Genomic DNA, 14,420 nt, shown 5'->3' on the forward strand with positions numbered 1-14,420 from the left:
CGCGGGCACATGTTGCCGGTGCCGCCGGGGAGGTGGGAGCACTCGGGTCTGCGACAGCCCCGTCCACCAACGCTGTGCAGTAACTCCACCTCCCCGGCGGCACGCCCAGCCTGCCGCACCCCACGGTGCCGCGACGCGCGTTGAACCGCGGGTCAGTACACGTATCTGTGCCGTCGGACCCGTCTCACCCCGTTGGCGTCGGCATACGTACCAGTGGCGGAACGGGATTACGTACGGCTGCGGGGCGGCCGGGGCGGGACGCTGCCTCGGGACAGCCCTCAGGGGCTCAGCACCGACGCGATCTCCGTGCGTGAATCGATCGCGAGCTTGGTGAGAATGCGCTCGACATGTGTGTCCGCAGTGCGCTTGGAGATCACGAGCTGCTCGGCGACCTCCCGGTTGGACAGCCCGCTCGCGACCAGCGTGGCGACTTCCCGTTCGCGCGGGGTGAGTACATCGGCCGGTGTGGACCCCTGCCGGCTGCGGGGCAGGCGCCCCGCGGTGAGCGGGCTGTCGGTGTCCCTCCGTACCGCGTGCAGGATCTCGGTGCCCGACAGCCGCGCCCCCACGCCGTGCCAGCGTTCGTACTCCATGTCTCCCAGCGCTTCCCGCAGGGCGTTGCGGGTCGCCTCCTGCTGGTCCAGCAAGGACGCCAGCATGGCCACGGGGTCGCCGCCGAGCCGCCGCGCGCCTTCCGCGTACCCCAGCAGCCACGCCGCCCTGACGTAGCGTTCCTGTTCGGCGGCGTGCCAGGCCAGGCCCAGGCAGCAGAGCGCGGCGACCAGCACGTCACCGATCTCACTGATGGCGTCCAGGGCCTGCCGCAGCGCGTCGGCAGCCTCCTCGTGGCGGCCCGCGAGCCAGAGGATGAAGCCCTGCGCCAGGAGTGTGGAACCGTAGAACTGGCGATCACCCGTGCCGTCCAGATGGGCCAGCCCCACCTCGCACAGTTCCAGGGCCCCGTCGGGGTCCCCGAGCACCGCGCGCAGCAGCGCGCCTTCGTAGTGGACCATGCTGATGCCCAGTGAGTCGCCCACGGCGACGATCCGCCGACGCCCCTGTTCCAGCTCGGCCAGTCCCTCGTCGATCTCGCCGCAGAGCGCTCGCATCGATCCGATGTACGGCTCCGTGAACAGTGCCACGCGCTGTTCGTCGCAGTTCAGCGCGGCCTCCCGCGCCTGCTGGAAGAAGTCCGGCGCCACTGCCAGGTCGGCGGTCCAGGTGGCGAACACTCCGGTCATGAACAGGCCCCAGGCCCGCTCCGAGCAGTCCTCGGGCACCAGGCGGAGCCCCTTGTCGATCCAGTACAGCCCCTCGGACAGGGTGCCGGTCGCCCTCCAGTGCGGGGCGAGCTGCACTGCGAGGCTCAGCCCTTCCACCGCACGGTCCGGGACCGTGAAGGCGTACTTCATCGCGGCCCGGATGTCGGCGATCTGGCCGCGCACCGCTCGATGGAGCTCGGCCTGGGCCGGGGTGATGAGTTCGGTCCACAGGCGCCCGACCGTGTCCCGGTGGTACTCGAAGTGCCGCCCGCGCACGGCGGCCGCGTCGCTCTCATCGTCGAGGCGCTCGGCACCGTACTCCCGGATCGTGTCCAGGAACCGGTAGCGCGCCCCGTCCTCGCCGACGCGCTGCACGACCGACTTGTCCACCAGGCCGAACAGCGCCTCCAGGACGGCATCGGACGGGAGCCCGTCGTCCCCGCCCACCCGTTCCGCGGCCGACAGTTCGAAGGGCCCGGCGAAGACGGACAGGCGCGCCCACAGCAGCCGTTCCGCCGGTGTGCAGAGCTCGTGGGACCAGCCGATGGTGGTACGGAGCGTCTGGTGCCGGGCGCAGGCCGCGCGCTGCCCGCCGGTGAACACCTCGAACCGGCGGTCCAGCCGGGCCACCAGCTCGGCAAGGGGCGCGACCCGCAGCCGCACGGCGGCCAGTTCGAGGGCGAGCGGGATTCTGTCGAGCCGTTCGACGAGCGCCAGTGTCTGTGTCCGGTTGGCTTCGGTGATGGTCCAGCCCGGCAGGACGCGGGCGGCTCGCTGCGTGAACAGCTCCACGGCGTCGTCCACGCCGAGCGGGGCGATCGGCATCGTCCGCTCGTCGGCCACGTCGAGGGGCTGCCGGCTGGTGGCCAGTACGCCCACCTCGACGGCCTCGCGCAGCAGGACGTCGCAGAGAACGGCGCAGGCGTCGACCATGTGCTCGCAGGTGTCGAGCACGATGAGCAACTGCTGCCCCTTGAGATGGGCGACGACCGCGTCCAGGGGTTCCATGCCGGCCTGGTCCGGGACGCCCAGCACGGTGGCCAGCGTCGCGGGTACCAGTTCGGGATCGGACAGGGCCGACAGCTCGGCCAGCCACACCCCGTCCGGGAACCGTTCCCGCAGGCCCTCCGCCGCGCGCAGAGCGGTGCGGCTCTTGCCGACGCCGCCGGGGCCCACCAGGGTGACGAGCCGTACCTCGCGGAAGGCCTCCTGGATCAGCGAGATCTCCTCGGCACGTCCGACGAAACTGGTCCGCTCGGCGGGGGGTTGCCCGCTGCGCCGCTGCCCGAAGCCGAATCCCATGGCGTCCCCGTGATGCTCAAGTCCCGCACCTTCGCGAGACGTGAGCACAGTGTAGATGCGCGACTGCGGAGAGTTTCCGACGTTCGAATGGGTACGCAGCGGCTGCGAAGGATCGGTGCGGGAGGGACGTGCCGGGGAACGGACGGGGCACGGGGCCGTCACCCGCCGCGCCTGCACTCCCGGCACCTGCCGGCCCTCCCGGCCCGACGCGCTCAGTCGGTGTTCCGGTCCTCCCGGCCCTCTACCACCAGGACGATCTTCCCCGTGGTCCGCTCGTTCTCGAGCATCGCGTGCGCTTCGGCGGCCTTCGCCAGCGGGAACGTCGCGTGGATCCGCGGCCTCAGCGCGCCGGAGGCCGCAAGGTCCGCGATGGCCTTCATCCCGGCGTGGTCCGCCTGGACTCCGATCATCCGGACCCGACCGCCCTGACCGGCCTCGCGCTCCGCGGCGTCGGCAGCGCCGTCGGGCACGGTCGTGACCATCGTGCCGTCGGGGCGCAGAACCGACAGCGAGCGGGACCGGATGTCCCCGGAGAGCGTGTCGAGGACGAAGCCGACTTCGCCGACCGTCTCGGCGAAGTCGGTGGTGGCGTTGTCGATCACTTCGTCCGCGCCGAGGCCGCGTACGAACTCCTGGCGGTCCTTCCCGAGCACCGTGCCGATGACGTGGGCGCCGCGCGCCTTGGCGATCTGGACCGCAAGGTGACCGACACCGCCGGATGCCGCGTGGATGAGGGCCCGCTGTCCGGGGCGCAGGTCGGCCGTGTCGACGATGGCCTGGTACGCGGTGAGGGCGGCCAGCGGCAGCGCGGCCGCCTGGACGTGATCGAGCTCGGCCGGCTTCCGGGCGAAGGAGCGTGCGGGGCCGACCACGTACTCGGCGTGCGCGCCGACACCGTACGGGTAGGGCAGCATGCCGAAGACCTCGTCGCCCGGCTGGAAGATGGTGACGCCGAGGCCCACCGACTCGACGACTCCGGAGACGTCCCAACCCAGAGTCAGGGGGAGGTCGTTCAGGAAGAGCCCCCCGGCGCGGTGCTGGCAGTCCGTGGGGTTGACGCCCGCCGCGCGCACCGCGATGCGGATCTCTCCGACATCCGGCACCGGCAAGGGCACTGTCGCTTCCTTCAGGACCTCCGGTCCGCCGAATTCGTCCTGTCGGATGGCACGCATGGTCGGCACGTCGGTGTTCGAGTTGCTTTCGTTCATGGCTTCCAGCATCGAGCCGGGCCGACAGGCCCGCCATGGCATGAATGCCATTCTTCAATAGAATCGTGCCATGGCACATCGGATCGTCGTACTGGCCCTGGACGGGGTCTACCCCTTCGACCTTGGCATTCCCAGCCGGATCTTCGGCGCGGCGGGCGACCGGTACGAGGTGCTGACCTGCAGTGTCGACGGTCGCCCGGTGCGCACCAACGCGGACTTCTCGATCATGGTGGAGCACGGCCCCGAGGTGCTGGGCACGGCGGACACCCTGGTGATCCCGCCCATCGACCCCTCCTGCGTCGTGCGCGAGCTCCCGCCGCCCGTGGCGGCGGCCCTGGCCGCGGTGCCGTCCGGCACGCGCATGGTGTCCATCTGCACCGGTGCGTTCGTGCTGGCCGCCGCCGGACTGCTCGACGGCCGCCGGGCCACCACCCACTGGGACCTGAGCGGATGCCTCCGCGAGTGGTTCCCGCGCGTCCGGCTGGATCCGAAGGTCCTGTTCGTGGACGACGGCGATGTGCTGACCGCGGCGGGGGCCGCCGCCGGGGTCGACGTGTGCCTGCATCTGGTGCGCACGGACCACGGCAGCGCGGTCGCCAACCGGGTGGCCAGGCACTGTGTGGTCCCGCCGTGGCGGGAGGGCGGGCAGGCGCAGTTCATCGACCAGCCGGTACCGGAGCCGACCGGGCAGAGCACCTCCGCCACCCGTCAGTGGGCGCTGGAGCGGCTGCACGAACCGCTGGCCCTCGCCGACCTCGCCACCCACGCCCGGATGAGCCGCCGCACCTTCGCTCGGCGCTTCCAGAACGAGGTGGGGGTGAGCCCCGGGCGCTGGCTCACCCAGCAGCGCGTCGCCCGGGCCCGGCACCTCCTGGAATCCACCGACCTGCCCGTGGACGAAGTCGCCACTCGGACCGGGTTCAGCAGCGACACCTCGCTGCGCCAGCACCTGCACGCGGCCATCGGCGTCCCCCCGCTCACCTACCGAAGGACATTCCGCGGAGCGGCCACGCCCGGCACCAAAGCCTGACGCGGGGGCCGGGGCCCCGGGGGAAGGTGGCTCAGGCCGCCCTGGAATCCGCGATGTGCCCGCGGTCCATGGTGAGCCGGGCGCCGACGAACCGGGATCGCATCCGACGGTCGTGGGTGACGACGACCACGGCACCCCGGAACTCCACCAGCGCCTGCTCCAGCTCCTCGACGAGCACCGGGGTGAGGTGGTTGGTCGGCTCGTCCAGCAACAGCAGGTCCATCGGCTCGCTGACCAGCCGCGCGATCTCGATCCGGCGCCGCTGTCCGTACGACAGGTCCTTCACCCGTCGCCGTAGGTCGGACGGGCTGAACAGGCCCAGGGACAGCAGCTTTTCGGCGTGGTCCGCCAAGTACCCGGCCCGGCCGTGGGCGAAGGCCCGCAGCACGGTCAGTTCCGGCGGCCAAGGTGTCTCGTCCTGCCGCAGGTGCCCGACCCGGCAGCCGACGCGCACCGAGCCGCTGTCCGGTGCCAGCTCCCCGGAAAGAACCCGCAGCAAGGTGGACTTGCCCGCACCGTTGGGACCTGTGATCAGCAGCCGCTCGCCCGGCCGGATCCGCAGGGATCCGACGGACAGCCGGTCCGCGACCCGCACGTCGGTGAGTTCGGCCACCGCCTCCTCCGCCGCCTCCGGGCCCACGGATTCGATGCGGGCCGCGAAGGAAAGCGGGTCCGCGGGGGCGTGGACCGGGTTCTCGGTCAGCTGGGCCACGCGTTGTCTGGCGTTGCGGATCCGCACCATCGCGCCATGGTCCCGTCCGCGCCTGCGGTACGCACCGTGGCCGAACGCGGAGAGGGCCATCTTGCGCGGGATGTTGTCCATCCGCGCCACGTTGGAGGCGATCAGCCCCTGGTTCCGGTCGAGTTCGGCGCGCCACTCCTCGTACTCGCGCAGCCGCCGCGCACGTTCCACGGCCTTGGCCGTCAGATACCCCTCGTAGCCGTCGCCGTAGCGGGTCACGCGGCCGGAGCCGACCTCCAGGATCGTAGTGGTGAGCCGGTCGAGGAACACCCGGTCGTGGGTGACCGCGATCACCGTGCCGCGGTGGCCCCGCAAGTGGTCCTCCAGCCATTCCATCGCCCCGTCGTCGAGGTCGTTGGTCGGCTCGTCGAGCAGCAGCAGTTCCGGTGCCGAGGCCAGGGTCGCCGCGAGCGCCAGCCGGGAGCGCTCGCCGCCGGAGAGGGTCCCGAGCCTGCGGTCGCGGTCCAGGCCCGGCAGTCCGAGGCCGTGCAGCGCAACCTCCACCCGTACGTCGGCCTCGTAGCCGCCACGCGCCTGGTACCGCTCGATGAGGCCGGAGTAGCGCCGGAGGATGGCGGACAGCTCCGATTCGGGGCCGTCCGCGTCGTGCTCGGCCAGTTCCGCCTCCGTCCGGCGCATCGCTGCTTCGAGCTCGCGCAGGTCGGACAGGGCCAGGTCGACGGCGTCCTGGACGGTGGCGTCGAGCGGCAGCTCCAGAGTCTGCGCCAGGTAGCCGATTCCGCCGGGAGCGACCACGGTGAGCATGCCGTTGTCGGGCTGCTCACGGCCGGCGAGGACCTTGAGCAGTGTGGACTTGCCGGATCCGTTGTCGCCGATCACCCCGACCTTCTCGCCCGGCTTGATGCTGAAGCCGACCCGGTCGAGCACGATGCAGTCGTGGTAGCGCTTGGTGATGTCATGGAGGGTGAATTGCGCAATCGACACGCGTGTGTCTCCTGTTTCCAGATGAGGACGGGTGAATGCGTGAGCGCGCTGATCGGTACGTCCGGAGAATGCGGCACAACCGGAAGAGACCGGCACGAAGGCCGCCGCAGCGCTCGGAGGCGGTGCGGTCGTAACCGGTGCGGTGGTGTGTCAGCAGCACGCTGCCGGATGCGGCGACGGAGTCCAGCTCAACGCCGCGCATCCTCATCTGTCACAGAGTTCCCATGGAGTGAACCATAGGCGGGGGCCGGTGACCCGGCAAGGGAATTCGGGCCCACCGGCCCGCAGTTCAGCGGGTGGATGCCTCGGTGGACGGACCGAGGCCGTGCATGGTGGGTGCGGGAGCTGCTGTCAGGGGCCGGATACGGTGAAGAGCGCGCCGTCCTGGTCGCGGATGACGAAGGCGTCCTTCGACGGGTCGTCGAGTGCGGGAACCAATGACGACTCACCGCCGGCATCGGCGGCGGCGGCGGCGGCGCGTGCGCTGTCCTCGATGCGGAAGTCGACGATCCAACGGGGCCGGATCCGGGGATCCGCAGCGGCTTCGATGCCTCCGCCGCGAAGGGTGGCAACGGTTCGCCCTTCGAGCTTGACGAGAACATGGTCCTGCGCGTATTCGACCGTGCAGCCACCGGGCGGTTCGGCCCAGTCGAAGATCCCCGCGTAGAAGATCGCCGCCTCGAAGGCGTGGCGAGTCTGCAGGTCCAGCCGCGCGGGAGCGCTGCCCTGCCCCACCGACCAGGCAAGGGCCGTGCCCTCCCAGAGGCCGAAGACGGCCCCGTCCCGGTCGGCCGCGATCGCCGCGCGGCCATCGGCCAGTTTCACCGGCCCGACGGCGAGTGTGGCGCCGCGCTCCCTGACCCGGTCCGCGACCTCGTCCGCGTCGTCCACGGCGAAGTACGGGGTCCAGACGGCGGGCGGACTGGCGGCGGGGCCGCAGCTTCCGATCCCGGCCACGGGGCGGCTGTGCGCCATGGCCACGGAGAAGTTGCTGCCGAGGCTGCTGGCCACGAAATCCCAGCCCATGACGTCGGCGTAGAAGGCCTGCGTCGCGTGCAGATCGTGAGTCATCAGGCTGACCCAGCAGGGAGCGCCGTTTACGTGCCTGATCCTTCCGAGGGCCGGCATTCGATGCTCCTTCGGGTCTCTCGTCGCTGCTGCTGTCCCACGGGCCGCGCCTCGATCCGTGTGAACAACCCGTCCACGTCGGCCTGGCCCCGCCGTGGGTTCGGCGATCGATCGCCTCCCACACCAAGGGCTCGGCGCTGCCTTCGTCACCGAACGTCGTACGGGGTTGACCGGTCGGTAACGGACGTGCTGGCAATCGGCAGGCCGAGTTCGTGATCTAACGGTGTACCTCAGACCGCTCCACCGCACCTCAGCGCACCCGCTCCCGCGCCCGATCCCGCACCGCCTGCCGGTGCGGGAGCCCGGCACCGGCCAACGGTCGGCGTGGACCCGATCACTCCGCGGACGGGCGCGGACGGTGCTCGGGCAGCCAGCCCTCGGCGTACGCGACGGCCTCGGCCAGGCCGAACAACCGGGCCTGCGCACCGCCCACCGTGCCCCGTACCACCGGGCGTTCCGTCTCGAAGGCCGCGCCCAGTTCATCGAAGCGGTCCGAAGTGAACGAGGTGTCACGCACGGTTGCCCATGCGCGGCCCTGCGGAGTCATGACGGCGAAGGAGTTGTCCACCCGCGACGAGGGGACCCTGTACTCGGCGAGGTGGAACGCCGTACAGGAATCGAAGCCCGCACCCAGGAGAAGAACCCGCGCCCCGGCTTCTTCCAGCCGGGCGAGGGGGCTGTGCTCGCCGAGCCGGCAGTCGAGCGCGTGGGCGTCCACGATCGCTGATGCCCGTGGGCCCACGGCTGCGAAGGAGGTCTGCGGATGACAACTGCGCAGGGCGCCCGGCCAGTTGCGTACGGTCTCCGGGATGATGCCGACGCCGAGGGTGGGAGTGGTCCGGGCGTCGAAGACCGGCATCGAGGCGCGGATGTCCGCCCACCACGCCTCGGGCACTGGCGGGTTCTGCCAGTACGCCGGATCCGAGTTGTCGCCGGAGTGGGTGGGCACCACCAGGGTCCCGCTGTCGCCGAGAGCGTCGAGCAGCGCCATGACGACGGTGCCAGGACCGCCGCAGACCCAGCCGAGCGAGCTGAGCGAGGAATGCACGAGGAGGACCTCACCGGCGCGCAGGCCCATTGCGCGGAAGCCGGAGGCGAGCGAATCACGGGTACACATCGGGCCGGAGGGAGGCTTGATAGGCATGAGCAGTCAGTGTCCAGGCGCCGATCGGCTTGGGCCACTGCTTTTCGGCGCGGGTCGACCAGCCGGCGTCGGAGTCGGGGCCGGTGACGACCAGGGCCGTCCTTCGGGTCAGCGTGCGGTTCGCGCGCGGTGTCGGCGCACCGCGTCGCGGTTGGCGCACCGCCGGGAGCAGTAGCGCTGCCGCCCGGTGCGGGAGGTGTCGGCGAAGACCACGGCGCACTCGGTGACGGCGCACCGCCAGAGCCGCCGCATGCCCCGCCCCGCCAGGTGCAGCGCGGTACCGACGGAGATCAGGGAGAACAGCAGCGGGCCGAGCGTCTGCCGGTCGTCCCGGTAGTGCAGGTGCCAGCCGTCCTCGGCGTGGTCGGTCAGCCTCGGGTAGGCGGCGGCCGCCGCGAGCATCCGGTTGAGCAACTCGGCGCGCTCGTGCTCCTCTTCGGCATCGACGACCTTCTCCCAGGCGTCCAGCACTTCATGGGTGCGGTCGAGATCCTGTGGCGTGACCGGAAGCTCCACCACCAGGCCGGCGGCGCGGCAGCGGTCCGCAAGTTCCTCGGCGCTCGCGGGGCGCCGGTTGGCCAGATCCGCCGCCAGCTTCACGACATCCTCGCCGTAAGGGTTGAGGTGCATAAGACCATTACATCAGTGTGGTCGGCATGAGCCAACGCACTGAGAACCACACAGCTGTACGGCAGGCGGTGGAGGGCGACATCGCGGAACTCGTACGCCTGCGGGCGATGCTGTTCGACGACCTCGGCGGCGATTTCTTCGACCCCGCGTCGGGAGGCGACGACTGGCTGCAATCCCTGGCCGTGGTGCTCAAGGAGCAGTTGTCCGCGGACGCGGGCGCCGCCTCCGGTACCGACGCCGTACGCATCCTTGTCGTGGACGGCGGGAGCGGCCTCGCCGCCTGTGGCATCGGCACGATCGAGCAACGGCTGCCCGGCCCGCACCTGCGCAACGGCCGGATCGGGCAGGTGATCGGCGTGGTCACCGACCCGGGGTACCGGCGGCTCGGTCACAGCCGCTCGATCATGCGGGGACTGCTCGACTGGTTCCGGGAGAGGGATGTCGCCCGGGTCGACCTGTACGCCTCCCCCGAGGGCGAGCCCCTCTATCGTGAGCTCGGCTTCACCAACCACCCCGACCCGTCGCTGTACTGGCGTCCGTGACCACGCGACGCGGACGCCCTCCCGCGCTGTTCGCGGGACTTGTCGGTAGGGTCACGACAATGAGCGTCGAGGTGGAGGTCGTCCGTGGGGCGACCGATGAAGTGGTGGAGGCGATCGCTCGCCTGCTGCCGCAGCTTTCGAGTACAGCCGGTGTGCCCGACCGGGAATCGGTGGCCGCGTTGTTGCGCAGTGACGCCAATACCCTGCTGGTGGCCAGGGTCGAGGGCCGCGTCGTCGGCATGCTGACTCTGATCCTGTTTCCGTTGCCGACGGGCCTGCGGGGCCGCATCGAGGATGTCGTGGTCGACGGGGCGGCACGGGGTCACGGAGTGGGCGCGGCACTGACGGAGGAGGCACTGCGCCTGGCCGAGGTGGCCGGGGCCCGGACGGTCGATCTCACCTCGCGTCCGTCCCGCCAGGCAGCGAATCGGCTGTACGAGCGTCTGGGATTCCAGGTCCGCGATTCCCAGGTCCACCGGTTCGTCGTGCGGCCGTAGGCTCGACCGCACGGCTGTGCTGCTCGGCAAGGTCGAGCAGCACAGCCGTATGCGTCACGCTCCGGCCAGCAGCACCTCCAGCGCAGCGGCCGTCTCGGGATGGCGACCGGTCAGCGCCGTACCTGCCGGGCGGTCGGTCTCTGCCGTCTCCCACGTGCCTTCGCAGCCCAGCAGGCTCGCCACCGCGTCGCACGTCGCGGGGTGCGCGGCAAGCAGTGTGCAGCCGTGGGGGCCTTCCGGGCCGACTGCCGGACGCGTGGCTTCGGGCTCCGGCTGTGCCAGCCACGGCGGCACCCATGCGTCCAGTGCTGCGAGCCGGCCGGGGAAGGTCCGCCCGGCTTCACGGATCAGCAGCGGAGCCAGCTCCGAGCCGCCGGATCGCAGAGTGGTGATCAGGGTCGGCAGCCATGGCAGGAGCACCGGATCCGGCAGCCGTGCGAACGCGTTCGACACTGCCTCCACCACGAAGTCCGTGAGGCCCGGGACGGGCTCCAGGGCCTGTACGAAGCCGCTGAGGTAGCGCGGATAGGCGGGCACCACCAAGGGGTTGCCCAGCAGTTCGTCGCACTTCGCCCGAAGGTTCGCGCGGGAGAGGTGCCCGAGCTGCACCTGGGTCGCCCACAGCAGTGCCGTCTTCGACGGCTCCTCGGGATGCGACTGGACCACGGCCAGTTCCAGCTGGGTCCGGTCGCAGCCCAGCGACAGCGCCAGGCTCTCCATGCTGAACAGGAAGCCCAGCGTGGCGGCCACCTGGCGGACAGTGGCGTCTTCGTCGGTGAACGCCGTCGGCAGCAGGGTGCAGTAGTGGGCGTATCCCGTCTTGGCGAAGGATTCGATCCAGGACGGCAGCACCGGTTCACTGGTGCGGTAGTACGCCAGCAGCCGCCGCACCCGGCGCAGTACCTCCGGTGCGCCGTCGACGCTGCGTTCGGCCGAGAGCACCTCCAGGGCGTGTGTGCCCAGTTCGTCGGCGAGGCGGCGGCTGCGCAAATACAGCGTCGCGTCCTCGACGCCTTCCAGGACCGTCGCGGTGGTGGCTCGCCGGTCGTACGCCGTGCGGCGCAGACGCTGCTCCAGTACCTGCTCGATGCTGACGCCCTCGTAGCCGAGCTCGATGAGCGCACGCTGGTAGGTGCCGAGCGCGAGGTCCCACGATTCCTGGATCGGCCGCTCACCCAGCTTCCGTTCGCCCATGATCGGGCGGGCGGCGCCCTGCGGCAGCAGGTAGCGCAGCATCCACAACACGTCGGAGCAGCGATCCAGTTCCGGCTGGGAGGCGATGTCCAGCAGTGCCCGTTGCACACCGGTCTGCTGGAGCTTCAGTCCCAGGGGCGCGAGCCGGTCGTGCACGTCGCGGGCCAGGGGTGGCAGCGCCTCGTAGCCGACCTGGCCGACCCGGTCGCCGCCCATCATGATCTCCACGAGGCGCCGCACATCGCGCCGGCCGGGCACGGTGTCCTTCTCGATGCAGGTGACGGCCGCGTCCTGGAAGTCGTACGGGGTGGGCTTGGCCCGGTCACGCATTCCGGCCAGCAGGATCGAGGTCTCGAACACCGCGATGGCGTCGGCGGTGGAGGCTAGGTAGCCGTTGCGGCGCGCGGCGCGCACGATCTCGACCGACCAGCCGAGCAGTTCCGTCTCGTCGAGCTGGTCCAGTGCGGGCGGTCGCTGCAGGAATCCCGTCAGCTTGTCCGAGGGCGGGATCGCCTCCGCGGGCCCCACCGCCGCCGCGGCCACGGCCTTCTTCGCCTTGGCCCTCGACTTCTTCGCGCCCGCCTGCCCGGCCAGGCGGAAGGGCTCCACGCGGGTACGCCGGACGTTCTTCGCCCATACGGTCGCGGCGATCGACACCGATCCCGCGGCGAGGCCGAACTGCGCCTCGATCGCCGCGTGGCTGGACGGAATCAGGCCGTGCTGCCACGTGGTGGCGCTGGGCGGGCTGATCTCGAAGGTGTCCGTGCCGTGGACGCCGAACTCGGCGACGCGGCTGGCCGCGTGGAAGGCGCCGCACACGTAGAGGCAGTCCGCGGGGTCGGTGCCGGTCGCGGCCAGGTGTTCGCGCATCCTGGTCCACATGTAGCGTTCGCGGTCCTCGTCCAGCCGGAGCCGGTGGGAGTCGCCGGGTGCCAGTCGCCGGAAGAGGCTTCCGATCAGGAGCATGACCTGGCGGTAGGTGTCGTGGTCGCTGTCGCCGAGCGGCAGCTCGACGTACTGGTGCCACCACTCCGACCAGTGCCGCACCTTGCCGTGGTGCAGCAGGTGCTCCTCGAGTTCGGCGAAGCGCGGTCGCAGGTCTCCGATCTCCACGCCGACCGCGTCACCGTGCAGTGCGGCTTCCTCCTCGGCGGGAGGTGTGTCCGGGGCGGCAGGCCCGGCGGACTCCGTCGCACGTGCGTCCCACTGGAAGACGTGGTCCGAGGATCGGTCGACGAGGACCAGTTCCACGCCCGGGGTGTCCAGGGCGTAGGCGATCGCCTGGTACTCGGCGGAGGCCTCGGTGATCGGTGCGACCACCGAGAGCGGGGACCACTCGACCGGGAAGCCGTCGACCTCGGTCGCGAACGACTGGACCGCCACCGGGAGCTTGCAGTTGCGCAGCTCCGTCAGCAGCGGCGCCATGTCCTCGCACAGTTCGAGGTAGACCACCTTCGGCTGCTTCTCCCGCAGGCGACGGGCCATCGCGATCGCCGAGGCGGGTGAGTGATGACAGACGGGGAAGATCTCGAGCGGCTCGCGGACCGCGTGGTCGACGTCGTCGACGATGCCCAGGAGGATGCCCTCCAGCGCGTCGGGCCCGTCGGCGAACGTGGCCGCGGCCTCCTGCAGCTGAGCCCGCAGTCCTTCGAACGTCCCTTCGTGGGTGCTGGTCATGACAGGGTGGCGATCGCGTCGCGGCCGCCCTCCAGGAACTCCGGCCAGGATCCGCCCTCTTCCTTGCTGCGCGGCTCGACGACACCGTGCAGGTACTTGTTGAGAATGGCCAGGTCCTCGGGCTCGCGCCGGGCCAGCGATCCGACGAGCGAGGAGGCCAGCGTGCGGGCGGTGAGAGCGCGCTCGCCGAAGAAGTTGCTGTGCAGCACAGCGTCCTCCAGCACACCGATCTGTTCCGCGGTGGACAGGGCGGACTCCAGTTTCTCGTCGTCGCTGCCGGCCGCGGCCGCCGAGGCACGGAGGTCGGCGAAGCTCTGCAGCAGCACGTCGAGCAGGGTCGGCGGCACTTCCAGTTCGATCTGGTGGCGGCGCAGCAGTTCCTCGGTGCGGAAGCGGACGATCTCCACCTCGCTCTTCTTGTTCGTCACCACCGGGATGCGGACGAAGTTGAAGCGTCGCTTGAGCGCCGAGGACAGGTCGTTCACGCCTCGGTCGCGGCTGTTCGCGGTGGCGATGATCGAGAAGCCGGGCTTGGCGAAGACGATGCTGTCGCTGTCGAGTTCGGGTACCGAGATGTACTTCTCGGACAGGATCGAGATCAGCGCGTCCTGCACGTCGCTCGTGGAACGGGTGAGTTCCTCGAAGCGGCCGATCGCGCCGGATTCCATCGCGGTCATGATCGGCGAGGGGATCATCGATTCCCGTGACTGGCCCTTGGCGATGACCATCGACACGTTCCAGGAGTACTTGATGTGGTCATCGGTGGTGCCGGCCGTGCCCTGCACCACCAGCGTGGAATTGCGGCAGATCGCGGCGGACAGCAGCTCGGCCAGCCAGCTCTTGCCCGTGCCGGGGTCACCTATGAGCAGCAGGCCCCGGTCGGAGGCCAGTGTGACGATGGAACGCTCGACGAAACTGCGGTCGCCGTACCACTTCTGCGAGATCTCCCGGTCCAGACCGTCGGACCGCTCGGAGCCCAGGACGAACAGGCGGACCATCTTCGGGGACAGCCGCCAGGAGAAGGGCTTGGGGTTGTCGTCGATGGACTCCAGCCACTCCAGTTCCTCGGCGTACTTGATCTCGGCGGGGGCGCGCAACAGGTCGGACATGAAAGGGCCT

General features: G+C 70.6%; 11 protein-coding genes. 3 read left to right on the top strand and 8 right to left on the bottom strand.

The window, feature by feature from the left end; all coding sequences use genetic code 11:
* Positions 1 to 278 precede the first annotated feature (278 nt).
* Together ACFYY7_RS24740 and ACFYY7_RS24745 are read right to left on the bottom strand one after the other, a co-directional pair.
* On the bottom strand, positions 279 to 2,564 hold the full coding sequence (locus tag ACFYY7_RS24740; RefSeq protein ID WP_388664551.1) for an ATP-binding protein: 2,286 nt from the start codon (positions 2,562 to 2,564) through the stop codon (positions 279 to 281).
* A gap of 212 nt (positions 2,565 to 2,776) precedes the next feature.
* Positions 2,777 to 3,736 (bottom strand): NADP-dependent oxidoreductase, encoded by a 960-nt coding sequence (locus ACFYY7_RS24745; RefSeq protein WP_388664735.1) that lies wholly within the window; start codon positions 3,734 to 3,736, stop codon positions 2,777 to 2,779.
* Between the two features lie 106 nt (positions 3,737 to 3,842).
* Here ACFYY7_RS24745 and ACFYY7_RS24750 point away from each other — a divergent pair, with 106 nt between their 5' ends.
* Positions 3,843 to 4,802: a GlxA family transcriptional regulator gene (locus ACFYY7_RS24750; RefSeq protein ID WP_388664553.1), complete on the top strand. Its 960-nt coding sequence runs from the start codon at positions 3,843 to 3,845 to the stop codon at positions 4,800 to 4,802.
* Positions 4,803 to 4,833: 31 nt separating this feature from the next.
* Here the strand turns inward: ACFYY7_RS24750 and ACFYY7_RS24755 are convergent, their stop codons facing one another.
* The 4 genes from ACFYY7_RS24755 to ACFYY7_RS24770 form a co-directional block, all read right to left on the bottom strand.
* A complete protein-coding gene (locus tag ACFYY7_RS24755) occupies positions 4,834 to 6,489 on the bottom strand; it encodes a TlrC/CarA/OleB/SrmB family ABC-F type ribosomal protection protein (RefSeq protein WP_388664555.1) in 1,656 nt (551 codons plus the stop codon).
* 351 nt (positions 6,490 to 6,840) lie between these two features.
* Positions 6,841 to 7,560: a VOC family protein gene (locus ACFYY7_RS24760; protein WP_388664556.1), complete on the bottom strand. Its 720-nt coding sequence runs from the start codon at positions 7,558 to 7,560 to the stop codon at positions 6,841 to 6,843.
* 391 nt (positions 7,561 to 7,951) lie between these two features.
* Positions 7,952 to 8,761, bottom strand: coding sequence for an aminoglycoside N(3)-acetyltransferase (locus ACFYY7_RS24765; RefSeq protein WP_388664558.1), 810 nt, complete (start codon positions 8,759 to 8,761; stop codon positions 7,952 to 7,954).
* 108 nt (positions 8,762 to 8,869) lie between these two features.
* Positions 8,870 to 9,391, bottom strand: a complete 522-nt coding sequence (locus ACFYY7_RS24770) for a CGNR zinc finger domain-containing protein (protein ID WP_388664559.1) — start codon at positions 9,389 to 9,391, stop codon at positions 8,870 to 8,872.
* Positions 9,392 to 9,417: 26 nt separating this feature from the next.
* Here ACFYY7_RS24770 and ACFYY7_RS24775 point away from each other — a divergent pair, with 26 nt between their 5' ends.
* Positions 9,418 to 9,933, top strand: coding sequence for a GNAT family N-acetyltransferase (locus ACFYY7_RS24775; RefSeq protein WP_388664561.1), 516 nt, complete (start codon positions 9,418 to 9,420; stop codon positions 9,931 to 9,933).
* A gap of 59 nt (positions 9,934 to 9,992) precedes the next feature.
* Positions 9,993 to 10,430, top strand: a complete 438-nt coding sequence (locus ACFYY7_RS24780; RefSeq protein WP_388664562.1) for a GNAT family N-acetyltransferase — start codon at positions 9,993 to 9,995, stop codon at positions 10,428 to 10,430.
* A gap of 54 nt (positions 10,431 to 10,484) precedes the next feature.
* Here the strand turns inward: ACFYY7_RS24780 and ACFYY7_RS24785 are convergent, their stop codons facing one another.
* On the bottom strand, positions 10,485 to 13,301 hold the full coding sequence (locus ACFYY7_RS24785; RefSeq protein ID WP_388664563.1) for a hypothetical protein: 2,817 nt from the start codon (positions 13,299 to 13,301) through the stop codon (positions 10,485 to 10,487).
* The gene (locus ACFYY7_RS24790) at positions 13,298 to 14,410 is read right to left on the bottom strand and encodes an AAA family ATPase (protein ID WP_388664564.1); all 1,113 of its coding nucleotides are present in this window, start codon (positions 14,408 to 14,410) and stop codon (positions 13,298 to 13,300) included. The genes ACFYY7_RS24785 and ACFYY7_RS24790 overlap by 4 nt, the downstream gene beginning before the upstream one ends.
* Positions 14,411 to 14,420 lie beyond the last annotated feature (10 nt).

Origin of the sequence: Streptomyces sp. NPDC001933, from assembly GCF_042890955.1 — a bacterium.
Lineage (GTDB): Bacteria > Actinomycetota > Actinomycetes > Streptomycetales > Streptomycetaceae > Streptomyces.